Raw genomic sequence first — 25,866 nt, 5'->3', positions numbered from 1 at the left:
GCATCGATGTCAGTGCGTCAGCCGTTTGGACAGAGAGTTCGGCGCGTTCAGATCGGCGTCGTCATCCACGCCGACGCCCAGCCGGTCCACCAGCTCGCCGCCGAGCCATCCGGTGATCAGGACCAGTGCTAAACCGGCAAACGACAGGACGAAGGCCCAGGCTCCGGGGAAGTCGATATTCCGCCGGAGCCACCAGCTTCCGATGAATAGCAGCAGGACGATCAGGTTGCCGACGCCGTGCACGAGTCCGATGAATTTGGCGCGCGTATGGCTCGGTATCGCCAGCCAGTCGATCAGGCCGAACGGTGCCGCCACCAGCCCGCCGATGATTCCCGCCGCGATCATCCAATAGGCCACGGTCAGGAAACTTGGAGAGTCCGTCATCAGATAAATGATGTCGAAGACCACGCCGGTAGCCAGCAGCCCGAGAGGGAAGACGATCAGCGTGGAATGGGCCGGGTGGCCGAGAATCTTGGCTCTGCTTTGCATAATGCCTCCTTGGATCTGAAATCTCAGTCGCAAGACTTAGAGAACTCAAGGGTCGCCGCGGCGATCGCAGCCTTATCGTCGGCGGCATGCGAAATGCCCGGGCTACCCGCACGATTTACGATGTCCCCCACACGATCTCCATCTCTTCCCTGTCGCCGAGGGCCGTCCGCAGCAAACCGATCAGCGCCCGGTCGAGTCCTTGGTCCTCCAGGAACGCCAGCTCGGCCCGATTGACGAAGTAGTCCTTGTCGATCGAGCTCTCTTCCTCCAGAGCGTCCATCAGCTGCTGAAGCTGCTGGTCGCTGATCTCTCCGATGAATACACCGGAATCCTTGTCGTGAAGCGTCACCATTGCCGTTTCTCCGAGACTTCGACACGCCGTTCGCACGAACACGACGGCTTTGGTCGATTTATTGTTTTTGACCGGCGAGAAACCGCGCCGTTACCGCAACCACGCGCCGGCCCTGAAATTTCGCTGCGCCCAAAGTCACGTCGTCCGGCGCGATCGGTACCCGATTGCCGCCCCCTTCCTCCATTCCGGGCGCCAAACGATAGGTGGTCCCGGCTGCAATAGTGGCCGCAAGCCTGGCAACTATGGTTCCTCCTTGAGATTCGGTCATATTCTTTAGAAACGGGGCAAATCCGAGCGTTTTAAAGACCTTGTTGCAAAGGCGATGGATTGAGTTGCCCGCGAAACGCCCGCTCGAACTCTTCTCTAAGCTCATTTTCACGGTCGTGATAAATCGGCGAAAAATGAAACGGCACCGGGAATTTGGCCTTGGCGCAGCGGGCCAGGCTTCCCGCCTGAGCAGCGGTCAGGTGAAACTTCCGGGCGGCGCGCTCGGCGAGCTCGTCGCCGAATACCGCCTCGATGAAGAACTGGTCGGCCCCCTTGCCCAATCCGACGATGCGTTCGGCATTGGCCGGGTGAAAAACGGCATCGGTCACATAAGCGACTTTCTGCCCCGTGGAGATGTGCGCGATGGTTCCGGCCAGATCGTCCAGCCGATACGTCGTTTCATCCCCTCCGCGCCGCCGGGCGGCCATCGGCGTATTGCCGGGCAGTCCGTGGAGGACGGCCCGCTTGAACCCTTGAAGCCAGGGACCGGGCTCGAGATCCAGCTCGTCCAGGCGGTTCTTCCAGATATTGACGTGCAGCTTTTCCTGGAGAGCAAAGCCAAGACACGGGATCTTGTGATCCAAAAGGCAGAATCGGACCGTGAGATTCTCTTCGTCGAGCAACACGCCGTCGCTTAACGCCAGTTCGCGCTCGTTTTCCCGCCGAAATCCGGTTCGACAGCGAAAACGGGCGGATCGTGCTCGGGTATCACTCAACACCTCGGTTGCATCCAACGTAAAATCCGTGTCGTAGTTTTCCACCAGATTCCAGGTATAGCCGGCAAGCCGGGCTTCCACTTGTCCGAGAAACCGGGCCGGCCCGAACAGACGTATGCGCATTTCCCGCCCGAGGCAGAGCCGTATCAGCCAATCGAATCCGAAAAAATGGTCCATGTGCGCGTGAGAAACGAACACATCCCGAATCCGCAGAATTTTCCGCGTCGCCAGATTCCGCAAATCGCCCAAATCGAACAACAAGGCGCGCTTTTCGAACAGAAAATCGACATAAACCGCCGGATCGCCGAACACGTCGTTGATCAGCTCGGGATGGAACACCGGTTTCATGGAAGTCTCTCTGTTAAAGCCTTAAAGCCGGCTACGGCATGATGGATTTGGGGCTCGATTTTAGACTCGCTGATTTGATCTTTTTTAGCCAAACATTTCCGGAAATAAGGAGGCGAGCAGTCACCTGCCCGCCGGTGTGGGCTGACGATCCATGCCCAACCGTTTCTATCGGAACCGGCGGACGGCTTAAACTTTGATGTACACTTATGTACATTTCCTGACGGAGAATGCATATGCGCGAGACCACTTTCACTGAGCTTCGCAACCATGCCAAGGCGTTTTTCGATCTGGTAGAGGCAGGGGAAACCGTGCGCGTGCTACGCAACGGGAGGCCCATCGCCGAGATCCATCCCATTCGTGCGGAGCTTCCTTCCTGGAAACGGCGCCCAGCGCGCCCGCTCGCCATCGGTGGCGAAGAGATCAGCCGGCTGATCCTCGACGAGCGCGGCGAATGATGCGCGTCTACTTCGACTCCTCCGCCTTTGCCAAGCGCTACATCGACGAAGCCGGCACCACCGAGGTGCTGGCCTGGTGCGAGCGGGCGAGCGAACTCGCCCTTTCGGTCATCGCCGTTCCCGAACTAATTTCGGCCTTCTGCCGTCTGCAACGGGAAGGACGCCTCACCGAGCCCCAATATCGGATCATCAAGAGCGATTTGATGGCGGATATCGCCGACGCCCTCATTTGCGACACCACGCCGCAGGTCGTCCAACACGCGGGCAAGGCCCTCGAATCCCACTTCCTGCGGGGCATGGATGCCATCCACCTGGGCGCCGCGCTAGCCTGCGCTGCCGAGGTCTTCGTTTCGGCCGACGCCCGCCAATGTCGCGCCGCCGAAGGTTTCGGCTTCCAGGTGGTGGCTTTGTGACGATGTCTTCTCGCGTTAGCCTCCACTTCAACACCCTTCGCTTGGAAGGCAGTCCGCGGCAGCCCGACATCCCCGAGATTGAGCTGCAAGCGCTTTTGCAGCCGGCGCGCTCTGGCGATTTCACCGCGTGCCGGCGTTTGCTCCACGGCAGCCGCGCTGGCACGGCGCCCAGAGAAGCTTTATGGCCTCACTCGCGAGGATCTCTGCTACATCCTCGATCCGGAATCGATGTTGGGCGAAAGCTACCCGTCCGAAACCTTGCGCGTACCCAAGGGTAACGAAAAAATTCGGAATCCCTCCCCGGCATCTGGTGCTGGAGGCGTGGGATGGGCTCAATAGGGGCGAGATAAGGTGAAACACCTCGATTTGATCAACGAATTCCAGACGCTGCTAACCCAACTCCGCCACGAAGTGGAATCGGCCAGCGCCATGCAGCTCTACGATACCCACAAGATTGCCGAACAGGTGATCTGTGGCGTAATGCGCGAGCTCTACGGGTTTGCCGGACTGCGTAATCTGAATGCCGAGCAAGGCAATTTTCCGGGCATTGATCTTGCCGATGATACCGGTCGAATCGCAGTACAAGTGACAGCCACCGCGGATCTCTCAAAAATAAAAGACACTCTGAAGACATTTTTGAAGCACGGCTTGCACAAGCGTTACGACCGCCTAATCGTTTATATCCTCACCGCCAAGCAAGACAGGTATTCGCAGTCGGCCATTGATGCGGTAACAAATGGCAATTTCTCTTTTTCAGCAGATACCGACGTTGTTGACTATCGTGACCTGAGTCAGCGTGTACCATTCGTTTCGCCCGCGCAATTGCAGGCAGCAGTAAACGTTCTCAAGGCTTATCTTCGCGGAATTCCGGTCGGACCGTCTGACGAGGACATCGACCCGCCAGCAGAACCTTCGGAGGTACTGACCGGGAACCTCGTGGAACTTTATTTCCCCAACGTGATTTACGTCGCCCAGGTCGCCAACGAAATCATGGAGAAACACAGAAAAGGGAGAGCGCGCAACCTAAGGCGTACTATTGGTGAGTTTTGCCGGCAAGCGATGACGCCGGTTCCGTCCACCTATGTAACCTACAATGACAACTTAGTCACGTTCTTTGACCTGAATACTGCGGATCACCCTTATCGATACGTGATCGAAGAGGGGGGACTGCCGAGGAAATATCCGCACGAGAATTCTGCGGAATCGACGAAGGCCACAAAAGAGTGTTCAAATCGCTGCTGCGTTTTTCACTGCAGCACAGGCTCTACTCAGAGCGGGTCGCATGGTACAAGGACGATAAGCTGTTCGTATTTTTGCCGCGCGATACGGATGGTGATGTGCGTGCCGAGGTGTGGCGAGGTGACAGGCAGTCCAGTCGTAAGGTATTCGAACGAAAATACAACAAGAAGAATACCTCCAAGGTACTGACGCAAAAACACCTGGCATTCTCTGTGGATTTCCATCGCTTGGCCTCCGATTGGCTGATGTCAATCACGCCGACCTGGTTCTTTAGTTATGGCGAGGACTTCAAGAAATCGGGTTATGGTCACACCAATCTGAGTTGGCTCAAACGCAAAGAGAACAATCGTGCTGTACTGAATCACTTTCGTTTTCTTGTTGCGTGGTTGAGGTCTATCGACACGGATGACCTCTTCTCGGAAAAAGGCAAGCGCGATTCCTTTCTGTCATTCGGGGACTGCGTCGCCTTAAAGGGCGCCCCCTTCTTGGACGAAACGCTCTGGGAGCCACTTCCCGACGAATCAGAGCACGATGATCCGCCTTCTATACAAAAGCTGTTCGGTTAAATGAAGCTGTTGCTCATTAAAGAGCCGCATCTGCAATTCGCCGAAGGCGAGCATGTGTGCCCGCGCAGGGGCATTTCCACCTATGGCGTCTATGACAAGCACTCCCAGACGAGACGCACGCGCATCCATCTCGGAGTAGTCGGCACGCCGCATGACTTGGAAGTGATGGCGCATTGGCTTCACAGAATGGAAACACCTATCGCCGGTTCCGCCGACGAGCGCAAGACCAATCGCTCTCTCGGATTCTGCGGATTTAATGAAGACATGGACGCGAAGCTGATTTTCAACCAGGACTTACAGAGACCGCTCCGCAAGACGGATATCGAAGAGATCTGCCGAATCAATGGATCGGCCAAGAGCAATTTTCTGGATGCGGCGAATCTTACAGCCGACAGCAGCACAGATCCTGAGCAGTTTCACAGAAATATACCGCCCATCCCCCGCAGCGGCATAATAGATCCTGTGCGGTATTTTAGACTCGCGGCTTAACAGGCTGTTGATTTTCTCGGTCCTGGAAGCCGGATAAATTCGTTGGATGGAGCGCATAAAATAGGCATAAACGATTGTTTGTCATGGCAAAATAATATCATTTCAAGATACGTTGGACGCTGTCATGCGCGGTGCCGACCTGATCCAGGAAGAACTCTTTAGCTACCGAACCTTGGAAGACCGGATTCCCAAGGATCATCCCCTTCGCAAGCTCCGGGCCGTGGTCGACATTCTGCTGACCACGCTGGACTCGGAATTTGATGCCCTCCATGCCCGGACCGGCCGGGAGTCGATTCCGCCGGAGCGGCTGCTGCGCGCCAGTCTCATCCAAGTCTTGTTCTCTGTCCGCTCCGAGCGGCAGTGGGTCCAGCAGATCGAATTCAATCTTTTGTACCGCTGGTTTGTCGGGCTGACGCTGGATGCCGAGGTCTGGGACCACTCCACCTTCAGCGCCAACCGGGATCGGTTACTGAACGAGCGGATTTCCCGGCTGTTTTTCGAGCGGGTCGTGTTGCTGGCGGAATGGCGGGACCTTCTGTCGGACGAGCATTTCTCGGTGGACGGCACGCTGATCCAGGCGTGGGCCTCCATGAAGAGCTTTGTGAAAAAGGATGGCAGTTCGCCCCCGCCGGAGGCCGGCGGCCGGAATCCGTCCGTCGATTTCAAGGGCGAGAAGCGCGCCAATGCGACCCACGCCTCGACCACCGATCCGGAGGCTCGCCTTTACAAGAAAAGCGAAGGGGATAAAGCCCAACTGTGCTTCATGGGCCATGCCCTGATGGAAAACCGGACCGGCCTGGTCGTGGATGTCGAGGTGACTCACGCCACCGGCACGGCGGAACGGGACGCGGCCAAGATCATGATCGGTCGCACCGTCACGAAGCCCGGCGCGACAGTCGGGGCGGACAAGGCTTACGACGTGCCGGAGTTCGTGCAAGCTCTCCGGGAGCAGCGGGTCACGCCGCCTGTCGCCCGGAAGGAAAAAGGCTCCGCCATCGATGGCCGCACCACCCGACACCCCGGCTACCGGACCCGCCTGAAGAGGCGTAAGCGGGTGGAAGAAATCTTCGGGTGGTCGAAAACCGTGGGCGGGTTACGCCAGACCCGGTTCCGGGGTTTGAAGAAGGTGGCGGCCCAGACCGTGTTCACGTTCGCCGCCTACAACCTGACCCGGTTGGGTGGGCTGTTCGGCTGGCGGTGGTCGACGGCCTAGGCGGGCGTCTGCCCAAAATTCGCCGAAAGGCGGCAAGAACCCCAAGCGGGGGGATGAAAACCGGCTAGAACCGGGATTTCAGCGCTAAAAGGACCTTCAGCACTAAAAATTAAGCCGCCGATAAGGGGTAAAGCCGAAGGCATGGCGGCGAATTTCAACAGCCTGTTAAGTATTTCTAAACGATGTATCTCATCGAAAAGGGATCGGAATCCAGCTTCACCGTGAATCACTCACGCTTCATCGGCTACGCCTTGCCGTGCGCCGACGAACCGCAGCTGCGTTCGCGGCTGTTCGAAATCGCATCGGCTCATCCGACGGCGCACCATCTCGCATTCGCCTACCGGATCAAGACCGACAACGGCGTCATCGCCCATTTCAGTGACGCCGGAGAGCCGAGCGGAACGGCGGGCAAACCGATACTCGCGCATATTTCCGGCTTCGACGTGGTCAATGCCCTGGTCGCGGTCGTCCGCTACTTCGGCGGCATCAAGCTGGGAGCGGGCGGACTGGTCCGCGCCTACGGCGGCACGGCCAAACTAGCCCTGGAAAAAGCTTCCCTGATCCCTTATGTCGAATATGCCGAACTCGAGCTCACTATCGAATATCCAAATCTTCAGCCGCTGACCTACCAGGTCGAAAAAGCCGGCGGCGAAATCGTCTCGCGCGTGTTCGGCGAAAAAATAGACGTGGTCGTGCGCTTGCCGGCCGCGGAAGCGCCCGCCATTGCAAGACGGTTCAACGGTACATCAACCTGAGAAACGGGAGCCGACCGCCTAGTGAGGAATGGGAAAAGCCGTATGAATTCTGACCACTCTCACCTTTTGGGTGGAGCCACGCCCGACTACCGTTTCTAGGATTAATGTTATGGCTTCGTCACCCGACGCTCTGGCGAGCATACTGGACGAACCGGATACGGTCATTGCCGTGGTCGGTGCGACCGACGACGAGACCAAGTTCGGCCATGCCGTTTATCGCGATCTGAAGCGCAAGGGCTACCGGGTTCATGCGGTCAACCCGAATCGCACTTCCGTGGACGGCGACCCGGCATATCCGGACCTTGCGAATCTTCCCCGCAGTCCGACCCTGGTCAACTTCGTCGTACCGCCACCGGCGACGCTGTCGGTCCTGAAGCAATGTCTCGATCTGGGTCTCATGAACGTTTGGCTGCAACCCGGAGCGGACAGCCCGGAAAATCTCGAATTCCTAGACTCGCATGGATTCTGCTATGTCGCCGATACGTGCATCATGATCGAGAGCCGCATCAAGCGCCAAAGCCGATAAAGGTTCGACTTGTAGCCTCGCCGTGCCCTCGCCGCTCAGTAAATCTCCTTAGAGACTGAGAAACTACCGTATGTTAACTATGCAAGCGTGGCCACATCGCAAACACGGAACGAACTTTGGTGCAAAGGAGGTACGCCATGCGCTCGACAGTTCTCAACAGCTTGCTCTTAGGCGCATTGATTTCCCTGCTCGGGCTGAATCCGGCGAGTGCCGCGGCCCGGTCCGTGGCCGTTGCCGTCTACGTGAAAACAGGCTTTGAAAACGGCAAAACAAGGGGGGATATCATCGAACTGGTCAGGGAGACGGCCGGACGGGAAGGCAGCGAACAGCGGACGCCCGGCACCGGGAAGCGCAAGAATGGCGAACGCGGCGTGGAGGAACCGGGCCGACGCCGCGGAATCGAAAGCGAATCCCCGAAACCGGGCGAACGCGAAATTCCGGAAAGCCCGGTGCCCGGCGCCGAGGAGCCGTCGATGCCCGAAGAAATCCCGGAAGAGATGCCGGAACCCGAGCTTGAGCCCAGCGATGTGGAATAAGCGTGGTTCGGCATACTTTCCGTCCCATCGGCTTTGTTTCGGAACAGAGCAGTAAGGAGGAAAAAGCGATGCGGCTTGATATTCTGCTCGACCTGCCCTAACTGCTGCGATGAATAGCCCCGACGGCGCGCAGGGCCGGATGGGCCACGCCGACAGGGCCGGGAAGCTGCCGAGAAAGCGGCTGTACATCTCGAAAACGCAAGACAATAATCCGGATCTCCGCGAACCGAAATGGCGCTCTGTTCGCGCCCGCCTTATTTCGCACTTTTGATGGACTTGCCTATGAGGTCGTGATATTTGTAGCTTGCTCCATATTGGGGCATTGACAAAGAACAACTTTGTAACGGAGGAATGGTGATGCGTGGAAAAATCTTTTCCGGATTACTCGCGGGACTATTTACTCTATCGCTCGGCTTAACCGCGGTTGCCGCGGAAGATCACAAGGCGGAAGCGATGAAACATGCCCAAGCTGCGGTCGATAGCGGCCAGAAGGGCGACGCCATAGGCGTGGCCCAGCACGCGGAGACCGCGAAAACACATGCAACCGCGGCCAATCAGGCCAACCCCAACCCGCATCTCGACGCGGCGATCAAGAGCCTGGACAGCGCAATCGAACATGGAAATATGGGACATGCCGAGATAGCCGGCAAAGCGGCGGAAGAAGCGATGACCCATCTCAACGCTGTGAAACAGTAACAGCCACGCTTTCGACCTTTTTTCGCCCGGCTTAAGGAAACGCTGAATTAGCCCTCTCCCTCTGGGACAAATCGGCGGGGCGAGGCGCAACGCGGCGAGCGGGCAGGCCAGGGATGGGCTGCCCCGGACTCGCGAGCGAAGCGGGACAGCGTCGCGTGGCGAGGCCGATTTTCTCGCCTCATCCCTGAGGCTCGCCCTTCGGGCCGTGCTTCGCACGTTCCCGTTCGCTCTCCGGCACTCGCCGGTCATCTCGACACCCCGTCCTTCTATCGCACGCAAGACCTGACGGATCGACACCGAGAGCCGAAGCGCCAAACTAAATCGCAAAGCGCCGATCCAAGGAGGATGTACAAATCCGAAGCCGGTGCGGAATCGACATGCTGTATCACGACCGCAGCAGAATGGCGTGCCCGGCGCCGACGGACCCTAATGTCGGCCTGCACTATCGAGAAACGCTTTCCTTCCGAGCGGGTGCCGAACGCGCCAAACCTTTCCCGGACTCGCGGAAATACACGGGCTGTCCACATCCTTCGCGGGTTGCCGAAATCGCGGCCCTGCCGAGCCCCTCAAGCCGCGAAATCGTGGCGTTATCGACACCGGCAATTTACCTTCCGGGAGCGCTGACTTAATCTTAATCCGCGGCAGCCGGAAGAAGTCATTTTTCGGAACTCCGAGCCTTATCGCGATTAATTCAGAGACAGAACACTAGCCGTGCGAGAAAATAGATTGACCACCAAATACACCCTGCGCGCCCGCATCAGAGAATTCAAGATCCCGCCTGTTCACGAGGGGCTGGTGTTGGGACGCCGTGCCACGATCGGCTGTAACGCCATCCGGAAATCGCTCTCTCTTTTGCTGGCTTACCCGTTCGCTCACATCGAGCTGGAAGACGAGGTCATCAGCGACATTCTGGTGCGGGAAGCCGTTCTGAGGCGCATTCCGAAGGAGCAACTCATCGAATTCGTGCTTCAGCGGATCAAGCCGCTCATGGACGACACCGAGATCCTTCACCTCGATGTCGAAACGGAATTGCACCTGGAGGACACGTATTAGTGCAACCGACCATCCTGGACGCCTTGGCGGACGGGCTAATCAGGGTCACGGACGAAGAACGCCCGAGGCTCGGCAAGACTGCCACACCGGCCGTCTTCGCGGTCTTTGCTTCGGGAAGCGGCCAATTCCTAGGCTTCGTGACCAGTGAGGAAATCGCCCAGGCACCTGACCGCATCTTCGCCGATCTCGTTCCGAGAATGGTTCTGCCCTGCCTGGAACGGAAGACATCCATCGCCGCAGCGCTTACTCTCATGGAGCGGGAGAACGAGTCAATCTTGCCGGTAGTGGACGATGACGGCGCCTTCATCGGAGCCGTGACCCGTCCGCGTTTGCTCGAGCGATTGCTCGATCATTATCAAATGCTTTCGGCCACGCTCGAAGAGGAGCAGCGGCAGCTTCGCCAGTGGTCGACCCGGCTCGGAGAACTCAACCAGGCGTCCCGTACGCTGATGGCCTTGATGGCCCATGTCGAGGGAGAAGAAGACATGGCGCAACACGGCATCCATGTGCTGGCGACCCTGTTGCGCGCGCATTACGGCGCGGTGGGCATCGTTGACGAGCAGGGCAGGCTGGAACGCTTTTTCGTCACCGGCATCGGTCGCGAAGACATCGAGCGCATCGGCCATTGGCCGAAAGGGAAAGGACTGCTGGGCGTGGTGGTTGAGACAAACCAGTCGTTGCGGCTCGACGATCTGACTCGCGATTCCCGATCGGCGGGATTTCCGCCCGGCCACCCGCCGATGAAAACCCTTCTGGCCGTACCGATCGCCGATGACGGCAAGGTATACGGCCGCGTTTATCTGTGCGACAAACTCAACGGCGAGGCCTTTACCGAGGAAGACGAGGTGCTCGCCACCACTTTCGCGCACAGCCTGGCGCTCGCCCTGATTCAGTCGCGCGAACAGGCGCAACGGCGTAAAGCCGAGCAGGAAACGCAGCGCTTGCTGAACGAAAACCGCTTGCTGACCCGAAAACTGTTCAGAGCCCAGGAAGAAGAGCGCAAGCGCGTAGCGCGCGAACTGCACGACGAGCTCGGTCAATACCTGACCGCGATGCAGGCGGACCTCGCAATGATGTCGTCGCTCAGCGCACAGTGCCACCCCGAGATTCATCGCTGCGCGCAAACCGTCGATGCCTTGCTGACCCGTTTTCACGACACCGTGCGCAGCCTGATCGAGAATCTGCGCCCGCCCCTGCTCGATCAACTGGGGCTGGCCGAGGCACTGGAAGAGCTGGTCAACGACTACCGCTCGCATTATCGCAAGATCAGTTGGAAACTGACCATCATCGGTGATCTCGGCGCTCTCGATGAAACCCTCGGGATCACGGCCTATCGAATCGTCCAGGAATGCGCGAGCAACATCGGGAGGCATGCCCGGGCGACGCAAGCCGAGATCACCGTTTGCGAGAGCGCCGCATGTCAGGGAGAAGCGTGTCAGCGCCATTTCGGGCCACCGCCCGCCGACTCCGATTCCGTGCGCCTATTGATCAAGGACAACGGCGTCGGTTTGTCGTCCCGGGAAGCGAAGCGGGGACTCGGATTGCTGGGCGTCCGCGAACGCGTCGAAGCGCTGGGCGGAGTGTTCAGCGTGGAAAGCCAGAGTGGGCAGGGAACCTGCGTGGCAATCGAAATCCCGAGCCAGGCCAGACCATGATCACCGTACTGCTGGTCGACGATCATCCGGTCGTACGCAGCGGTTACCGGCGCCTGCTGGAGCAGGCCCCCGATATTTCCGTGCTGGCCGAGGCGGCGGATGGAGAAGAAGCCTATCAGGCATACAGCCGTCGCCAGCCGAGTATCGTCGTCATGGATATGGCCCTTCCGGGCATCAGCGGCCTCGAAGCGGCACGCAGAATCCTGAAACGCGATGCTCATGCGAGGATTCTGATGTTTTCCGCCTACGAAAGCGAAGTACTGATCGAGCGCGCACGCGAAACCGGCGTCAAGGGGTATATCGGCAAGCGGAGCGCGGCCAAATCGATCGTCGAAGCGACCCGGATCGTCGTCAGCGGCGGCGCCTTCTTCGACAAGCTCCAGAAACGAGCCGAGTCGCCCCAGGCGGTCCGGCAAAACCCCGTGGAACTCCTGACGCCGCGCGAATTCGAGGTTTTCTGCCATCTGGCCCAAGGGCATTCCGTGGCCGAAATCGCCGAACTCCTGCACACCAGCCCCAAAACCGTCAGCGTGCATCAAACGCATCTCATGCGGAAACTCCGGCTCACGAATGTCGTGCAGCTCACCCATCTCGCCCTGCGTCACGGACTGATCACCCTGGAAAAATAAGAATTTTCTTACTGCGGCTACCTTAAAATGGAATGCGCAGCTTACCAACCAAGGGTCTCTTAACGGTCTTCTGGCGTTTCACCATGGAATTCCTGCTGGAAAAGAAGAACTTCGGCCTGTGGCTGGAGTCGGCCCTGGATGGCATGGCGATTACGGATCTCGAGGGAAACATCCTGTTTGCCAATCCCGCGTTGGAAAGCCTCTTCGGCTATGCCCGCAAAGAATTGGAAACACTCTCGGTCGAGGATCTGATGCCGGAACGCTTTAGAGTGCGGCATCGGGAGCGGCGCGCGGGTTATGCCGAACATCCCCGCTCCCGTCCGATGGGGGAAGATCTGGAACTTTTCGGCTTGCGCAAGGACGGAACCGAGTTTCCCGCCGATATCAGTCTAATCCTCCTGCAAGGCGATCAAGGCCCTTTCGTTCTGGCCACGGTCCACGACACCAGCCGCCGCAAACTTGCCGAGGAAGCCTTGGCGGACCAGACGGTCCGGCTGCGGGCAATTCTGGAAACCGCCGTCGATGCCATCGTGGTCATCGACGAGCGAGGCCTCATCAAGGACTTCAATCCCGCGGCCGAACGTATGTTCGGGTACGCTGGGGCGGAAATCAAAGACCGCAACATCGCCTGTCTGATGCCCTCTCCCTTTCGCGAGAAGCACGATGCTTACATCGCCCGTTATCTCAGCACGGGCGAACGCCGAATCATCGGCATCGGCCGCGAAGTCCTGGGGCTGCGCCGGGACGGGACCACGTTTCCCATCGAACTGGCCGTTGCCGAAACCCCGGTCGGCGATCACCGCCTGTTCACCGGGATCATTCGAGACGTGACGGAACGTCGAAAAGCGCAGGAGCAGCAGACCGCTCTCCTCGAACAGCTGACGGAGAAGAATGCCGAACTGGAGCGCTTCATTTACACCGCATCGCACGATCTCAAGAGCCCGTTGATTACCATACAGGGGTTTTCGGGCATGCTGGAACAGAGTGCGCTGCGGGGCGACTTCGAACGTATGCGCGGAGACATCCGGCGGATTCGTGCGGCGGCCAGCCGAATGCAGACGCTGCTGGACGATCTGCTGGAACTGTCCCGTATCGGCCGCTTAGTCAGTCCGCCCGAAAGGATCTGCATGCGCGCGCTCGTGCATGAGGCGATCGAACTCGTGGGGGAGAGGATTCCGGGGAACAGACTACGGATCGAAATCACCCCCGACCTGCCCGACGCACTCGGCGATCCGAAGCGGATTTTCGAGGTTTGGCTCAACCTGATCGAGAACGCGGTCAAATTCATGGGCGACCAGGAACAGCCCTTGATCCAGATCGGAACGGAAACGAAACAAGGCGAAATCGCCTATTTCGTGCGCGACAACGGCATCGGCATCGAGCCCGATTACCATCCGAAGATCTTCGGACTGTTCGAGCGGCTCGATCCGAATACGGAAGGCACCGGAATCGGCCTGGCCATCGTCAAGCGCATCATCGAGGTGCACGGCGGCAGGCTCTGGGTGGACTCGGAAGGCGCCGGGCACGGCTGCACGTTCTATTTTTCCCTGGGGAATCGAAGATGAACGGAGAGGTCCTGAATATCCTGCTGGTCGAAGACAACCCCGATCATGCCGAACTGGTCATCCGCTGTTTTCAGGAACACCGGATTGTGAATCGTATCCATCATGTCAGCCAGGGCGCGGAAGCCCTGGAATATCTTCTGCGACAGGGCGCGTATGCCGATCCGCAAACCAGCCCGCGGCCGCATGTCGTGCTGCTCGACCTCAACCTTCCCCGAATCGGCGGTCTGGAAGTCCTCGGCAGGATCAGAAAATCGCCGAGCATCGCGACGCTTCCGGTCGTGATTCTCACCACCTCCTCCGCCGAGCAGGACGTCGCCAAAGCCTACGGCGGCCATGCCAACAGCTACCTGGTCAAGCCCGTCGATTTCGACAATTTCGCCCGGATGATGGAAGACTTGGGTTTTTACTGGCTGGCCTGGAATCATTACCCCTGGTCCGAACGCTCTGTCCATGAAACCTGAACCACCCACAACGGCGCTGGGGACCGAAGCCGTTCTTCACATCCTCTTGGCCGAAGACGACCCGAGCCATGCCGAACTGATTCAGAGAGCATTCGAAACCCACGGGGAACCGATTCGTCTCACCGTTGCGCGTCAGCTCCGGGAAGCGCGCGAAACGCTTGAAGCCGATCTGCCCGACATCGTGATCACCGATTTGCGCCTGCCGGATGGACAGGGGACCGAGCTTTTGCCGCAGAAAGATTCGGACAGGCCCTATCCGGTCATCGTCATGACCGGCTACGGAAGCGAAACGATCGCAGTCGAGGCGATGAAAGCCGGCGCTCTGGACTATCTCGTCAAATCCGAGGCGACTCTGGCCGCCCTGCCGGCAATCGTCAAATGCACTATGGGCAAATGGCATGAGATCACCGAGCGGAAGCGGGCGCAGGAAGCTTTGCGCCTGGCGTACTCCGAACTCGAAGCGCGGGTGCGGGAACGCACCTCGGAGCTGACCCGAGCCAACGAAACCCTGCGGCGGGAAATCGCCGAGCGCACCCGGGTGGAGCGGGCACTGCGCCTGACCAAGCAGCGCTTTCTTGCCCTGGCGGAGACGGTGCCGGATATCGTCTTTACGGTCTGTCCCGATGGCCGGGTCGACTATACCAACCCGCGCTTCCAGGAATTCACCGGGCAATCATACGATTCGAAGAAGGGCCTGAGCTGGACGCAGGCACTGCATCCGGAAGAAGTGGAACGGGTAAACGCCCACCGAAGACATTGCCTACGGACCGGCGAGCCGTACGAGATGAAGCACCGGCTGCGCCACAGAGACGGCGAATACCGTTGGGTTCTGTGCCGCGCCCGTCCGATTCGCGACGATGCCGGCAGAATCGTCAAGTGGTTCGGTTCATGTTCGGACATCGACGACCTGATACGGGCTCAAAATTCATTGCAGGACGCCGACCACCGCAAGAACGAATTCCTGGCCATGCTGGCCCACGAGCTGCGCAACCCCTTGGGGCCGATACGAAATGCGGTACGCCTCCTCAAGAAGATCGACCCGCACCACCCGCAGCACTGCTGGGCCGAGGATGTCATCGACCGACAGACCGCCCATCTGGTGAGATTGGTGGACGACCTGCTCGACGTTTCCCGCATCACGCGCGGCAAGGTCGAGCTCCAGAAGGACACCGTCGAATTGGGTGAAATCGTTGCGCGCGCCATCGAAGTCACGCGTCCGCTCCTCGATGAACGAAAACACGCATTCACCGTCACTCTCCCGTCCACGGCGGTCTATCTGAGGGGCGACAGCGTTCGGCTGGTCCAGGTCTTGGGAAATCTGCTGAACAATGCCGCCAAGTACACGCCGAAGGGCGGTGCCCTCTGGCTTACCGCGACCCGGGACGGCTCCCACATCGTTCTCCGCATACGGGATACCGGTCTCGGCATTCCCCCCGAGACCCTGCCCTACGTCTTCGATCTCTTCATCCAGGCCGAGCGCACCCTCGACCGATCGCAAGGCGGCCTCGGCATCGGCCTGACCGTTGTTCGCAGTTTGGTGGAAATGCACGGCGGAACCGTCGACGTATCGAGTTCCGGTCCAGGGCAAGGCAGCGAATTCGTGGTCCGCTTGCCGATCTTGCCGGGTTTGTCGCCGGCGCAAACCCTGTCCGGAAAGTGAACTGGTAAAAGATCGATTGATTAAGGCAAATCCCGACATACCGCCCCTATCCTTGGGGAAGAAAGGGGATCGTTACGGCGTTGAGTAGGCCGGGAATCCTTTCCCGACGCAACGGGTCGCACCACCGGCTGTGTCGGCTAAGGATTGCCGACCTACGACGTGCATCGTGATCGTCGAAACGGTATCTACGATGCTGGCGCTATTGGTTTTGCTGGGGTTGTTGGCCGGAGCCGCTGTTGGGCGAAGGCGACCCTGAACCGGAACCGGCGTGCTCGCCGTGGCCGCCGTGTCCGCCGCGGCTGACACCGCCGCCGCTCTGACCGGGCCCGGCACCGCCGCCGCCCGCTCCCGCGCTGACGCCCTGCCGCTGCCGCAAGCCGATGGCGCCGCCGGATGCCTTGGCGATATTCGCTTCGGTCAAGCCGCCCAAGGTCATGGCCGAGTCGACCACGATCGTGGTGACATCGGTGATGTCCATGGTATCGGCGAGAGAACTGGTCACCACGGCCTTGACCGGACCGCGGCCCGGAGCGGGATTGTTCGGAATGGCGGTGAGCACGATGGGATAGGCCGTGCCCGCGGGAACGGTGACGGAATACTGGCTCGAGCTGCCGGTCAGTGCCGTCGACGTCACCAACTGGCCGTTCTTGTCCCGTACCTCGATCTTGGCATCGGTCACCGCGCCGTGCTGGTCCCGAACGCTTCCGCTGATTCTTGCTTCCGATACGGCCGGCGCGGAAGCGCTGCCGCCCGGACCGGAATCACATCCGGCCATCAGCCCGGCGATCGCGATCGAGAAGGCGCAAAGACCGCCTTTTAGAAGAGAAATTCGACTCTTATCGAAGGATTGATTGGTCATATCTTATAAACCGAGTGTTTAGTTTAGAGGGTTCTGACTGTCCGCGTAATGAAACATCGGTGTGATAGCGCCGGGTTTATAGCATATAACTTCTTTTTCTGTACATATTTCCGCCGCTTCACGAAAGCCCCGAAACTCGCGGCGGGCAAAGCGTTGGTCGGACCGATTCAGCGAGCAGACGGTATGAAAATCCATCACCTTCAACCGGAGCAAGCCTTGCGAAGCCTGCACGCCGGACGCGAAGGGCTCAGTGAAACCGAAGCCGCCCGCCGCCTCCGGGAATACGGCGCCAATCGGCTGACCGAATTCGAACGGAAATCCGTCACGTTGCGCTTCGCCGGGCAATTCACTCATTTTTTCGCGATCCTCCTTTGGCTCGCCGCGACCCTGGCGTTCTTCGGGGACTGGAAAGCGCCCGGCGAAGGTATGGACACCCTGGGTTTCGCCATCCTCGGCGTGATCATCGTCAACGGACTGTTCTCATTTTGGCAGGAATACCGGGCCGAACGGGCCATCGCCGCGCTGCAAAAGCTCTTGCCGTTAAAGGTCAAGATTGTGCGGGAAGGCAGCGTGCGGCTTGCAGAAGCTGCCGACATCGTGCCGGGCGACACGATCCTGCTGCAGGAAGGCGATAACGTCCCCGCCGACTGCCGGGTGCTCGAAGCTTTCGCCCTGAGGGTGAACAACGCTACCGTAACCGGCGAAGCGCTACCCCAGGCCCGAGACGCGCAACCCTCGGTGACCGACGAGCTGATTCACGCGCGCAACGTGCTGCTGGCGGGCGCAGCCGTGGTGTCCGGAGAAGGCCGGGCGGTCGTCTTCCACACCGGCATGCACACCGAATTCGGGAGGATCGCCCATCTCACTCAAGCCGCAGGCGAAGCCGTGTCCCCCCTACAAAAAGAGATCGTTCGCCTGAGCCGGCTGGTCGGCATGCTGGCCGTCTCGCTGGGCATCGGCTTCTTTTTCATCGGCCGGGCAGCCGGGCTGTCGTTCTGGCAGGATTTCATCTTCGCCATCGGCATCATCGTTGCGAACGTCCCGGAAGGCTTGCTGCCCACCGTCACCCTCTCCCTCGCCATGGCCACCCAGCGCATGGCCAGACGCAATGCCCTGGTGAGACATCTGCCTTCGGTCGAAACGCTGGGTTCGGCCACGGTCATCTGCACCGACAAGACCGGTACCCTGACCCGGAATCGCATGGCCGCGAGACGAATCTTTCTCGACAACGAAATTCGATGTCCGGAGGATATCGACGAACGGATGGCGACAGACTACCCGGGGCTCTGGGAGTGTGCGCGCAACTGTCAGAACCTGAAAGAAACGGTCCGCGACGGAAAGCGGGACCTGCTCGGCGACCCCATGGAGATTGCGCTGGTGCGGATGGCGGAACGGTTCCTGGACGACACCGCGGTTTACCCGAAACTCGACGAAGTCCCGTTCGACACCGAGCGGAAGCGCCTTTCGATTCTGAGCCGCACGCCGGCCGGAAACCTGTTGTACACGAAAGGCGCCCTGGAAACCGTACTGCCGCTGTGCTCCGACGTGGAGATCGGCAAGCGGACCGTGCCGCTGACCGAGGAGATACGCCGCCGCTTCATCGACGCCCAGGAAACCTTGGCGGAACACGGATTTCGCATCCTCGCCTTTGCCCATCGCCAAATCTCGGATGGCTTCGATCGCGATCGGTTGGAGGAAAACCTCACGCTGACCGGGCTGGTGGGCCTCGAAGATCCGCCCCGTCCCGAAGTGCCGGCCGCCATCGAGAAATGCCTGCAAGCAGGCATCAAGGTCATCATGGTCACCGGCGACCATCCCCACACCGCCAGGGCCATCGCACGGGAAATCGGCCTGCTCGCGAGCGATCACCCCTACGTCATTACCGGCGACGATCTCCGGCGGCTGTCGAATACACAGCTCCAGCTCGCTCTCGACAAAGAGGACATCATCTTCGCCCGGCTCGGCGCCGACCAGAAAATGCGCATCGTCGAGGCTTTGCAACGCAAGGGGCACGTGGTGGCGGTGACCGGAGACGGCGTCAACGACGCTCCGGCGCTCAAAACCGCCGACATCGGCATCGCCATGGGCATCGCCGGAACCGATGTCGCCAAGGAATCCGCCGACATGATCCTCCTGGACGACAATTTCGCCAGCATCGTCAGCGCCATCGAAGAAGGACGGGCGGTGTTCGGCAATATCCGCAAGTTCATGTCCTATATCCTCACGTCGAACATTCCCGAACTCGTGCCTTATCTGGCTTTCGCTCTGTTCAGCATTCCCCTGCCCCTGACCATCATCCAGATTCTGGCGGTCGACCTCGGCACCGACATGGTGCCGGCGCTGGGCTTGGGCGCGGATCGTCCGGACCCGGAGTGCATGAAGAATCCGCCCCGATCGGCCAGGGAAAAACTCCTCCGGTGGCCGCTGCTGACACACGCCTACCTCTTCCTCGGAGTCCTCGAAGCCCTCGCCGCCATGGCGGCGTTTTTCTACGTGCTCCAGGCTGCCGGCTGGCAATACGGCCGGAGCCTGGCGCGCGACGACCCGACGTATCTCCGGGCCACCACAGCCTGCTTGTCGGCCATTATCGTCATGCAGATCGTGAACGTCTTTCTGTGCAAGCATCCGAACCGGTCCCTGTTCCGCTCTCCCCTTTTCAATAACCGTTTGATCCTGATCGGCATCGTGCTGGAAATCGGCCTGATCCTTTTCATCGATTACACGCCTTGGGGCAACCGGATCTTCGGCACCACGCCGATAGCGCCGGACGTCTGGCTGTTTACCCTGCCGTTTGCGCTGGGAATGCTGTTCATGGAGGAATTGAGGAAAGGTGTGAGCAGAATGACGGGAACACCCTGAGCCCCGGCATCGCCGTAGATGGCTTCACAGCGGAGAGCTCGGGCATCCTGCTCGATCTCCGTACAACCTGCCTCAACAGGGCTGCCCGGAATCTCAGAAATTCTTTCGTTGCCGTGAAGCGGCTCTTGCCCTGGTAACTCTTTCGGAGCGATAAATAAAACGCATGCCCATGATGAATGCGCCGAGACCGATCAAGAGCACGGCAAACGGAATCGCCAAGGAGGTCCGGCTCATCACGACGGCGGCACCGATCAGAATCAGTACCAGGGGCTTCACTTCATAAAACATCTCGACTCCCGGATTAGTTAACGTAAAGAATAGCCAAAAGTCGAAACCCTCATCGAAGTCCGCCCGATGACGGGTTCGAGGACCGCTGCACACCCGAGGCGTCGTTCAAAGTCGATGCGGTTCATGCCGGACGCCCCCTGTCCGCCCCACCCGGCGAGCGGCTAGACGATGCGGATCGGCGGTCGGATCGATTCGCCTTGCCTCTCAATCTACCATCCGCCGCGTCTCGCCACTTTGCCCCTACTTTTGTCTTCCGCTCAAAGATCCCAACACGCCCCGCAGAAGCTGGCGGCCGAGTTCGCTGCCTATGCTGCGGGCGGCGCTCTTGGCGAAGGCTTCCATGGCGGATTCGCGCTGTTTGCTCTTGCGCCGAGAAGAAGTGCCCAAGATGCTGCCGAGCGTATCGAAAATGCTCCCGGCTGCCGAACCGGGAGCAGGACGGCCGACTTCTTCGGTCCCTTGCCGGAGATCCTCGGCCGCACGCGCTTTGAGCATTTCGTAAGCCGACTCCCGGTCCACGGCCTTTTCGTAATATCCGGCGATGGGCGACTCCTCGATGAGTTGTTTTCGCCGGGCCGCATCAGTCGGGCCGATCCGGCTCTGCGGGGGCAGAATGAAGCCTCGCTCGACGATATGCGGGCGGCCTTTTTCATCGAGTAGCGAGACCAGAGCCTCGCCCACGCCCAGCTCGGTAATGACGGTTTTCTCGTCCAGTTCCGGATTGTCGCGCATGGTTTCCGCCGCCGCACGGACCGCTTTCTGGTCGCGCGGTGTGAAGGCCCTGAGTGCGTGCTGAACGCGGTTGCCGAGCTGACCCAAAACCTTGTCCGGCACGTCGAGAGGGTTCTGGGTCACGAAATAAACCCCCACGCCCTTGGAGCGGATCAGGCGCACCACTTGCTCGATCCTGTCGAGCAAGATATCGGGCGCGTCGTCGAACAGTAAATGCGCCTCGTCGAAGAAGAACACCAACTTGGGTTTGTCGCGATCGCCCACTTCCGGCAAATGTTCGAACAGCTCCGACAGCAGCCAGAGCAGAAACGCGGCATAAACTTTCGGCGCCTGCATGAGTTTGTCTGCGGCAAGAATGTTTATCACGCCCCGCCCGTCCGGCGCGGTTTGCATCAGATCGTCGATGTTCAGGGAGGGCTCGCCGAACAGCCGGTCTCCGCCCTGGCTTTCCAGGGCTATCAGACCGCGCTGTATGGCGCCGATGCTGGCCGCCGAGATATTGCCGTACGAGGTTGTGAATTGCCCCGCGTTTTCGCCGACGAACTGGAGCATTGCACGCAAATCCTTGAGATCGAGCAGCAGCAATCCACTATCATCCCCGATTTTGAACACCAGGTGCAGCACGCCTTCCTGGGTTTCGTTCAGATTGAGCATGCGCGCCAGCAGCAAGGGTCCCATCTCGGAAATCGTCGCCCGCGCCGGATGTCCCTGTTCGCCGAAGACATCCCAAAAAACCACCGGAAACCCTCCGAACGCATGATCTTCGATACCGAGCGAGGAAAGGCGCTCGGCCAGTTTCGGGCTGGTTTCCCCGGGCTGGCTCAGCCCTGACAAATCGCCCTTGATGTCCGACAAAAACACCGGCACGCCGATGCGGCTGAAATGCTCCGCCAACACTTGCAGCGTAACGGTCTTGCCGGTACCGGTCGCGCCGCTGATCAGGCCGTGACGGTTGGCCATGGACGGCAGCAGGGAAAGGGAACTCCGGCCTTTGGCAATCAACAATGCTTCGGTCATGAAAGGTCTCCGGAAAAACTAATCAATGAATGGCAAAAATCGGCAGCAATTCGATCAATCAAAAAAATGGACGCGCCCTGGAGTAGCGGCTGAAGGAAATCAATCGTCGATGATGACCGGACGATTGGCGAGTTCGTCACCGTGCGGATCCGGGCCCGGAAAGTGCCGTTCCAGGTAGGTGCCCACGGCGCGAACGCCGGCCAGGATACCCGCTTCGAACTCGCCTTTCCGAAAAGCCGCTTCCATCTCGTGACAGATTTGCTCCCAGGCTTCCGCTCCGACCAGCCGGTCGATGCCGCGGTCGGCGACGATTTCAACGTCCCTGTCCGCGAGCAGCAGGTAAATCAATACGCCGTTATTCCGTTCCGTGTCCCAGACGCGGAGGTCGGAAAACACTTCCAAGGCTCTTTCCCGCGGCGTCTCGCGCCGCAGCAGCCGTCGCCAATCAAGCGCAATTTCGACGGCGACGCGGATTTCTCCGCCGTGGTTCGTCTCGCTCTCGCGGATCGCCTCGGTAACGGCTTCAAGCGTGTGCGGCGGCAGAACCCGCCGGAGCCGCCAGGGACCGTAACACAGATGCTTCAGGATACGACCGAATTGCTTGAACATCACCAGCGCCCCGAAGCTCCGCCGCCGCTGAAACCGCCGCCGCCTCCTCTGAATCCTCCCCCTCCGGAGGAGCCGCCGAATCCGCCGGGCCCGCCGTACCAACCGCCGGGTCCTACCCGGCCGATGCCGCCGAACACCGCCATGAAGACGAAGAAGCCGACGAACAGGGAAAAAAGGATCGGCAGACCGAAAAGCGCGACCAACACTCCGGCGCCCGCTCCGGCGATGAGTCCGCCCAAAAGCGGCCCGAACAGAAATCGGAGGATCCGGCCGCCGAAGATGCCGCCGAGGATCGAAAGCCCAAAGAGACCGCCCCAATCCGAATTCGGAGTCCTCTCACCACGAGCAGGTTCGGGCAGAGGCTCCCCGCGAATCAGGGCGAAAAGGCTGTCGATGCCTTCGGACAAGCCGCCGTAGAAATCGCCGCGCTTGAAAAACGGAATCATCACATCCTCCACGATCCGGTTGGCGACGGCATCGGGAATAGCGCCCTCGAGCCCGCGCCCGACCTCGATCCTGACGGTCCGGTCCTGCTTGGCCAGGAGGATCAGGACGCCGTCGTCGATCCCTTTGCGCCCCAGCTTCCAGGCATCGGCGACACGAATGGAATATTGCTCGATGGTCTCGGGCTCGGTGGTGGGCACCAGCAGGACCGCGATCTGGCTGCCTTTTTCCCCCTCGAACGCCGCCAACCGGCTTTCCAGCCCCGCTCTTTCGTCCGCCTTCAGGGTTCCGGTCAGATCGGTCACGCGCGCCTGGAGCGGCGGTACCGCCACTTCCGCCTTAACATCGAACCCGACCAGCGCCAGAAGCATGGCAAAAATCCAGACCGGCAGCATATTCGAAATCACCGAACGTTCGCCTATTGGGCCGGAGCGGGCGCCGGGGCCGGCATGCCGAAATCGACCGCGGGCGGCCGGGAGATTTCCCGTTCGTTCTCCACCGCGAAGTTCGGCTTGACGGCCATGCCGAAAACCCGCGCCGTGATGTTGGTGGGGAAAGAGCGGACCGTGACGTTATAGTCCTGTACCGCCGCGATATAACGATTGCGCGCCACGGTGATGCGGTTTTCCGTCCCCTCCAGCTGCGCCTGCAGATCGCGGAACAAAGTGTCCGCCTTGAGCTGCGGATAGTTCTCCGCCACCGCCATCAAGCGCGACAATGCGCTGGATAATTCGCCCTGAGCCGCCTGGAACCGGGAAAATGCCTGCGCATCGTTCAAGAGCTCCGGCGTGGCCTGAACCGACCCCACCCTGGAACGCGCCTCGGTCACCTGGGTCAGCACCTCCCGCTCGTGCCCGGCGTACCCCTTCACCACGTTGACCAGATTGGGCACCAGATCGGCCCGGCGCTGATACTGGTTCAAAACCTCCGACCAACTCGCCTTGATCTGTTCGTCCTGCTGCTGCAAGGTGTTGTATCCGCATCCGCTCAGCAAGAGCAGGTGTACGAAAACCAGGGCCAAAATCAACTTGCGCATGTGTTTCTCCCGAAAAGGCAGTCGGACGTCGTCCGGAGAACGAATCCGTAAAGTGTGCTACGTAGAGCAAGCGTAAGACAATCTGTCAAAGGGCTTATTCGGGTCGGGGCGTGCTTGTCATTTTCAGAAGACGACTGCACCAATTAACTGGGCGTAACGCCAGGTGTGCAGTCGGCTCCTGACCACGCAATATCAGAAGTTATCTGCACCAATCTCGACTATGCTCAATACTCGTGTGCACCAAAGCGAGGTGTGAGCATGGCGTCAGACACATTACCAATTGCCGAGCAAGGCGTGGCCACCCTGCCCGATGCGGCATGGGCGCAGGCCCGGCACCGGACCGAAATCATCGGGCCGCTGGCAGCGCTTGAAGTGGTTGGGCATGAAGCCGCCGATGCCGCTGCTCAAGCGCTGGGCCTATCCAGGCGGCAGGTGTATGTCCTGATCCGGCGTGCCCGGCAAGGTGCTGGGCTTGTGACGGACCTGGTTCCCGGCCAGTCCGGCGGCGGGAAAGGCAAGGGGCGCTTGCCGGAGCCGGTCGAGCGCATCATTCGCGAGCAGCTGCAAAAGCGCTTCCTGACCAAGCAGAAGCGCAGCCTGGCAGCGTTCCACCGCGAGGTCGCGCAGGCATGCAAAACGCACAAACTGCGGGTGCCGGCGCGCAACACCGTGGCGCTGCGGATAGCCACCCTCGATCCACTCAAAACCATGCGCCGCCGGGAAGGCCAGGATGCCTCCCGCGACCTGCAAGGTGTCGGCGGCGTCCCGCCGGCAGTCACCTTGCCGCTGGAACAGATACAGATCGACCACACGGTCATTGACCTGATCGTGGTGGACGAGGGCGACCGGCAACCGATTGGCCGCCCGTATCTGACCGTCGCCATCGATGTGTTCACCCGCTGCGTGCTCGGCATGGTGGTCACGCTGGAGGCGCCGTCCGCCGTTTCGGTCGGCCTGTGCCTCGCGCACTCTGCCTGCGACAAGCGTCCCTGGCTGGAGGGGCTCAATGTAGAAATGGATTGGCCGATGAGCGGCAAGCCCAGGCTGCTCTACCTGGACAACGCGGCCGAGTTCAAAAGCGAGGCCCTGCGCCGTGGCTGCGAGCAGCATGGCATCCAATTGGACTATCGTCCGCCCGGGCAGCCCCACTACGGCGGCATCGTGGAACGGATCATCGGCACGGCGATGCAAATGATTCACGACGAATTGCCGGGAACGACCTTCTCCAACCCCAGCCAGCGCGGGGAGTACGCCTCTGAGAAGATGGCTGCTCTGACGTTGCGCGAGTTGGAGCGCTGGCTCGCCTTGGCGGTCGGCACCTATCACGGCTCCGTGCATAACGGCCTGCTCCAACCGCCGGCCGCGCGCTGGGCCGAGGCGGTAGCGCGTGTCGGCGTGCCGGTCGTCGTCACTCGCGCTACGGCTTTCCTGGTCGATTTTCTGCCGATCATCCGCCGCACGCTGACCCGCACCGGCTTTGTCATCGACCACATTCACTACTACGCCGATGCGCTCAAACCGTGGATCGCACGACGCGACCGCTTGCCCGCTTTCCTGATCCGGCGTGACCCCCGCGACATCAGCCGTATCTGGGTGCTGGAACCGGAGGGGCAGCATTACCTGGAAATCCCCTACCGTACCTTGTCGCACCCGGCTGTCACCCTCTGGGAACAACGGCAGGCGCTGACGAAATTGCGGCAGCAGGGACGCGAACAGGTGGATGAGTCGGCGCTGTTCCGCATGATCGGGCAGATGCGCGAGATCGTGACCACCGCACAGAAGGCCACGCGCAAGGCGCGGCGTGACGCGGATCGACGCCAGCACCTCAAGGCATCGCCTCCGCCGGACAAGCCGATTCCGCCGAAAACGGACGTTGCTGATCCGCATGCAGACAACCTGCCACCGGCCAAACCGTTCGACCAGATCGAGGAGTGGTAGC

At 60.1% G+C, this 25,866-nt stretch carries 28 protein-coding genes; 18 read left to right on the top strand and 10 right to left on the bottom strand.

Annotated elements, in window-relative coordinates:
- Positions 1–9: 9 nt before the first annotated feature.
- The 4 genes from sS8_RS25315 to sS8_RS25300 all read right to left on the bottom strand — a co-directional run bounded on the left by sS8_RS25315 (position 10) and on the right by sS8_RS25300 (position 2,172).
- Entirely contained in the window at positions 10–489 is a 480-nt protein-coding gene (locus sS8_RS25315; protein WP_119632188.1) for a DUF2231 domain-containing protein, read from the bottom strand.
- A gap of 115 nt (positions 490–604) precedes the next feature.
- A complete protein-coding gene (locus tag sS8_RS25310) occupies positions 605–841 on the bottom strand; it encodes a galactosyldiacylglycerol synthase (RefSeq protein WP_119632187.1) in 237 nt (78 codons plus the stop codon).
- A gap of 58 nt (positions 842–899) precedes the next feature.
- Positions 900–1,109 carry a hypothetical protein gene (locus tag sS8_RS25305; RefSeq protein WP_119632186.1) on the bottom strand — a complete coding sequence of 70 codons (210 nt, stop codon included), beginning with the start codon at positions 1,107–1,109 and terminating at the stop codon, positions 900–902.
- A gap of 31 nt (positions 1,110–1,140) precedes the next feature.
- Complete coding sequence (locus tag sS8_RS25300; RefSeq protein WP_119632185.1) at positions 1,141–2,172, bottom strand: ribonuclease Z; 1,032 nt, start codon at positions 2,170–2,172, stop codon at positions 1,141–1,143.
- Positions 2,173–2,405: 233 nt separating this feature from the next.
- Here sS8_RS25300 and sS8_RS25295 point away from each other — a divergent pair, with 233 nt between their 5' ends.
- From sS8_RS25295 to sS8_RS25210, 16 genes are all read left to right on the top strand, one after another.
- Entirely contained in the window at positions 2,406–2,627 is a 222-nt protein-coding gene (locus tag sS8_RS25295) for a type II toxin-antitoxin system Phd/YefM family antitoxin (protein WP_119633007.1), read from the top strand.
- Positions 2,624–3,040 carry a type II toxin-antitoxin system VapC family toxin gene (locus sS8_RS25290; protein WP_232020433.1) on the top strand — a complete coding sequence of 139 codons (417 nt, stop codon included), beginning with the start codon at positions 2,624–2,626 and terminating at the stop codon, positions 3,038–3,040. Before sS8_RS25295 ends, sS8_RS25290 begins: the two co-directional genes overlap by 4 nt.
- A 351-nt stretch (positions 3,041–3,391) precedes the next feature.
- Positions 3,392–4,468: an SMEK domain-containing protein gene (locus sS8_RS27855; RefSeq protein ID WP_145986681.1), complete on the top strand. Its 1,077-nt coding sequence runs from the start codon at positions 3,392–3,394 to the stop codon at positions 4,466–4,468.
- A gap of 23 nt (positions 4,469–4,491) precedes the next feature.
- Positions 4,492–4,845, top strand: a complete 354-nt coding sequence (locus sS8_RS27850; protein WP_145986680.1) for a hypothetical protein — start codon at positions 4,492–4,494, stop codon at positions 4,843–4,845.
- Positions 4,846–5,334: a hypothetical protein gene (locus sS8_RS25270; RefSeq protein WP_119632180.1), complete on the top strand. Its 489-nt coding sequence runs from the start codon at positions 4,846–4,848 to the stop codon at positions 5,332–5,334.
- A gap of 124 nt (positions 5,335–5,458) precedes the next feature.
- Complete coding sequence (locus tag sS8_RS25265) at positions 5,459–6,547, top strand: IS5 family transposase (protein WP_119632015.1); 1,089 nt, start codon at positions 5,459–5,461, stop codon at positions 6,545–6,547.
- A 182-nt stretch (positions 6,548–6,729) separates the two neighbouring features.
- Positions 6,730–7,302 (top strand): IMPACT family protein, encoded by a 573-nt coding sequence (locus tag sS8_RS25260; RefSeq protein ID WP_119632179.1) that lies wholly within the window; start codon positions 6,730–6,732, stop codon positions 7,300–7,302.
- A 109-nt stretch (positions 7,303–7,411) separates the two neighbouring features.
- The gene (locus sS8_RS25255) at positions 7,412–7,828 is read left to right on the top strand and encodes a CoA-binding protein (RefSeq protein ID WP_119632178.1); all 417 of its coding nucleotides are present in this window, start codon (positions 7,412–7,414) and stop codon (positions 7,826–7,828) included.
- 137 nt (positions 7,829–7,965) lie between these two features.
- Entirely contained in the window at positions 7,966–8,364 is a 399-nt protein-coding gene (locus sS8_RS25250) for a hypothetical protein (RefSeq protein WP_119632177.1), read from the top strand.
- A gap of 357 nt (positions 8,365–8,721) precedes the next feature.
- On the top strand, positions 8,722–9,060 hold the full coding sequence (gene smbP / locus sS8_RS25245; RefSeq protein WP_232020432.1) for a small metal-binding protein SmbP: 339 nt from the start codon (positions 8,722–8,724) through the stop codon (positions 9,058–9,060).
- 726 nt (positions 9,061–9,786) lie between these two features.
- Entirely contained in the window at positions 9,787–10,113 is a 327-nt protein-coding gene (locus tag sS8_RS25235) for a hypothetical protein (RefSeq protein ID WP_119632174.1), read from the top strand.
- On the top strand, positions 10,113–11,768 hold the full coding sequence (locus tag sS8_RS25230; RefSeq protein WP_119632173.1) for a GAF domain-containing protein: 1,656 nt from the start codon (positions 10,113–10,115) through the stop codon (positions 11,766–11,768). The genes sS8_RS25235 and sS8_RS25230 overlap by 1 nt, the downstream gene beginning before the upstream one ends.
- Positions 11,765–12,397, top strand: coding sequence for a response regulator (locus tag sS8_RS25225; protein ID WP_119632172.1), 633 nt, complete (start codon positions 11,765–11,767; stop codon positions 12,395–12,397). The genes sS8_RS25230 and sS8_RS25225 overlap by 4 nt, the downstream gene beginning before the upstream one ends.
- A gap of 32 nt (positions 12,398–12,429) precedes the next feature.
- The gene (locus sS8_RS25220) at positions 12,430–13,962 is read left to right on the top strand and encodes a sensor histidine kinase (RefSeq protein ID WP_197716636.1); all 1,533 of its coding nucleotides are present in this window, start codon (positions 12,430–12,432) and stop codon (positions 13,960–13,962) included.
- A complete protein-coding gene (locus sS8_RS25215; protein ID WP_119632171.1) occupies positions 13,959–14,423 on the top strand; it encodes a response regulator in 465 nt (154 codons plus the stop codon). Before sS8_RS25220 ends, sS8_RS25215 begins: the two co-directional genes overlap by 4 nt.
- Positions 14,413–16,083: a hybrid sensor histidine kinase/response regulator gene (locus sS8_RS25210; RefSeq protein ID WP_119632170.1), complete on the top strand. Its 1,671-nt coding sequence runs from the start codon at positions 14,413–14,415 to the stop codon at positions 16,081–16,083. The genes sS8_RS25215 and sS8_RS25210 overlap by 11 nt, the downstream gene beginning before the upstream one ends.
- Before the next feature lie 199 nt (positions 16,084–16,282).
- On the opposite strand, the gene sS8_RS25205 is transcribed toward sS8_RS25210, so the two are convergent.
- Positions 16,283–16,942 (bottom strand): hypothetical protein, encoded by a 660-nt coding sequence (locus sS8_RS25205; RefSeq protein WP_179952385.1) that lies wholly within the window; start codon positions 16,940–16,942, stop codon positions 16,283–16,285.
- A gap of 183 nt (positions 16,943–17,125) precedes the next feature.
- Here sS8_RS25205 and sS8_RS25200 point away from each other — a divergent pair, with 183 nt between their 5' ends.
- A complete protein-coding gene (locus tag sS8_RS25200) occupies positions 17,126–19,801 on the top strand; it encodes a cation-translocating P-type ATPase (RefSeq protein ID WP_119632169.1) in 2,676 nt (891 codons plus the stop codon).
- A 93-nt stretch (positions 19,802–19,894) separates the two neighbouring features.
- Here the strand turns inward: sS8_RS25200 and sS8_RS25195 are convergent, their stop codons facing one another.
- From sS8_RS25195 to sS8_RS25175, 5 genes are all read right to left on the bottom strand, one after another.
- The gene (locus sS8_RS25195; protein WP_119632168.1) at positions 19,895–20,089 is read right to left on the bottom strand and encodes a hypothetical protein; all 195 of its coding nucleotides are present in this window, start codon (positions 20,087–20,089) and stop codon (positions 19,895–19,897) included.
- 240 nt (positions 20,090–20,329) lie between these two features.
- Entirely contained in the window at positions 20,330–21,838 is a 1,509-nt protein-coding gene (locus sS8_RS25190) for a helicase HerA-like domain-containing protein (RefSeq protein WP_119632167.1), read from the bottom strand.
- Between the two features lie 99 nt (positions 21,839–21,937).
- Positions 21,938–22,447, bottom strand: coding sequence for a TPM domain-containing protein (locus sS8_RS25185; RefSeq protein WP_119632166.1), 510 nt, complete (start codon positions 22,445–22,447; stop codon positions 21,938–21,940).
- On the bottom strand, positions 22,447–23,298 hold the full coding sequence (locus sS8_RS25180; RefSeq protein ID WP_232020431.1) for a TPM domain-containing protein: 852 nt from the start codon (positions 23,296–23,298) through the stop codon (positions 22,447–22,449). The genes sS8_RS25185 and sS8_RS25180 overlap by 1 nt, the downstream gene beginning before the upstream one ends.
- A gap of 11 nt (positions 23,299–23,309) precedes the next feature.
- Positions 23,310–23,927 carry a LemA family protein gene (locus tag sS8_RS25175; RefSeq protein WP_119632164.1) on the bottom strand — a complete coding sequence of 206 codons (618 nt, stop codon included), beginning with the start codon at positions 23,925–23,927 and terminating at the stop codon, positions 23,310–23,312.
- A 258-nt stretch (positions 23,928–24,185) separates the two neighbouring features.
- Between sS8_RS25175 and sS8_RS25165 the strand changes: the two genes are divergently transcribed.
- A complete protein-coding gene (locus sS8_RS25165) occupies positions 24,186–25,865 on the top strand; it encodes a Mu transposase C-terminal domain-containing protein (protein ID WP_119632163.1) in 1,680 nt (559 codons plus the stop codon).
- Position 25,866 lies beyond the last annotated feature (1 nt).

Source organism: Methylocaldum marinum (assembly GCF_003584645.1).
GTDB lineage: Bacteria > Pseudomonadota > Gammaproteobacteria > Methylococcales > Methylococcaceae > Methylocaldum > Methylocaldum marinum.
The sequence above is the reverse complement of the archived record's forward strand: the minus strand, read 5'-3'. Positions and strand labels throughout refer to the sequence as shown.

What these genes read in the sequence shown, in the direction of transcription:
- sS8_RS25315 (WP_119632188.1), bottom strand. Translation starts at nt 489, where the DNA reads ATGCAAAGCAGAGCCAAGATTCTCGGCCACCCGGCCCATTCCACGCTG.
- sS8_RS25310 (WP_119632187.1), bottom strand. Translation starts at nt 841, where the DNA reads ATGGTGACGCTTCACGACAAGGATTCCGGTGTATTCATCGGAGAGATC.
- sS8_RS25305 (WP_119632186.1), bottom strand. Translation starts at nt 1,109, where the DNA reads ATGACCGAATCTCAAGGAGGAACCATAGTTGCCAGGCTTGCGGCCACT.
- sS8_RS25300 (WP_119632185.1), bottom strand. Translation starts at nt 2,172, where the DNA reads ATGAAACCGGTGTTCCATCCCGAGCTGATCAACGACGTGTTCGGCGAT.
- sS8_RS25295 (WP_119633007.1), top strand. Translation starts at nt 2,406, where the DNA reads ATGCGCGAGACCACTTTCACTGAGCTTCGCAACCATGCCAAGGCGTTT.
- sS8_RS25290 (WP_232020433.1), top strand. Translation starts at nt 2,624, where the DNA reads ATGATGCGCGTCTACTTCGACTCCTCCGCCTTTGCCAAGCGCTACATC.
- sS8_RS25270 (WP_119632180.1), top strand. Translation starts at nt 4,846, where the DNA reads ATGAAGCTGTTGCTCATTAAAGAGCCGCATCTGCAATTCGCCGAAGGC.
- sS8_RS25265 (WP_119632015.1), top strand. Translation starts at nt 5,459, where the DNA reads ATGCGCGGTGCCGACCTGATCCAGGAAGAACTCTTTAGCTACCGAACC.
- sS8_RS25260 (WP_119632179.1), top strand. Translation starts at nt 6,730, where the DNA reads ATGTATCTCATCGAAAAGGGATCGGAATCCAGCTTCACCGTGAATCAC.
- sS8_RS25255 (WP_119632178.1), top strand. Translation starts at nt 7,412, where the DNA reads ATGGCTTCGTCACCCGACGCTCTGGCGAGCATACTGGACGAACCGGAT.
- sS8_RS25250 (WP_119632177.1), top strand. Translation starts at nt 7,966, where the DNA reads ATGCGCTCGACAGTTCTCAACAGCTTGCTCTTAGGCGCATTGATTTCC.
- smbP (WP_232020432.1), top strand. Translation starts at nt 8,722, where the DNA reads ATGCGTGGAAAAATCTTTTCCGGATTACTCGCGGGACTATTTACTCTA.
- sS8_RS25225 (WP_119632172.1), top strand. Translation starts at nt 11,765, where the DNA reads ATGATCACCGTACTGCTGGTCGACGATCATCCGGTCGTACGCAGCGGT.
- sS8_RS25220 (WP_197716636.1), top strand. Translation starts at nt 12,430, where the DNA reads ATGCGCAGCTTACCAACCAAGGGTCTCTTAACGGTCTTCTGGCGTTTC.
- sS8_RS25215 (WP_119632171.1), top strand. Translation starts at nt 13,959, where the DNA reads ATGAACGGAGAGGTCCTGAATATCCTGCTGGTCGAAGACAACCCCGAT.
- sS8_RS25210 (WP_119632170.1), top strand. Translation starts at nt 14,413, where the DNA reads ATGAAACCTGAACCACCCACAACGGCGCTGGGGACCGAAGCCGTTCTT.
- sS8_RS25205 (WP_179952385.1), bottom strand. Translation starts at nt 16,942, where the DNA reads ATGACCAATCAATCCTTCGATAAGAGTCGAATTTCTCTTCTAAAAGGC.
- sS8_RS25200 (WP_119632169.1), top strand. Translation starts at nt 17,126, where the DNA reads ATGAAAATCCATCACCTTCAACCGGAGCAAGCCTTGCGAAGCCTGCAC.
- sS8_RS25195 (WP_119632168.1), bottom strand. Translation starts at nt 20,089, where the DNA reads ATGTTTTATGAAGTGAAGCCCCTGGTACTGATTCTGATCGGTGCCGCC.
- sS8_RS25190 (WP_119632167.1), bottom strand. Translation starts at nt 21,838, where the DNA reads ATGACCGAAGCATTGTTGATTGCCAAAGGCCGGAGTTCCCTTTCCCTG.
- sS8_RS25185 (WP_119632166.1), bottom strand. Translation starts at nt 22,447, where the DNA reads ATGTTCAAGCAATTCGGTCGTATCCTGAAGCATCTGTGTTACGGTCCC.
- sS8_RS25175 (WP_119632164.1), bottom strand. Translation starts at nt 23,927, where the DNA reads ATGCGCAAGTTGATTTTGGCCCTGGTTTTCGTACACCTGCTCTTGCTG.
- sS8_RS25165 (WP_119632163.1), top strand. Translation starts at nt 24,186, where the DNA reads ATGGCGTCAGACACATTACCAATTGCCGAGCAAGGCGTGGCCACCCTG.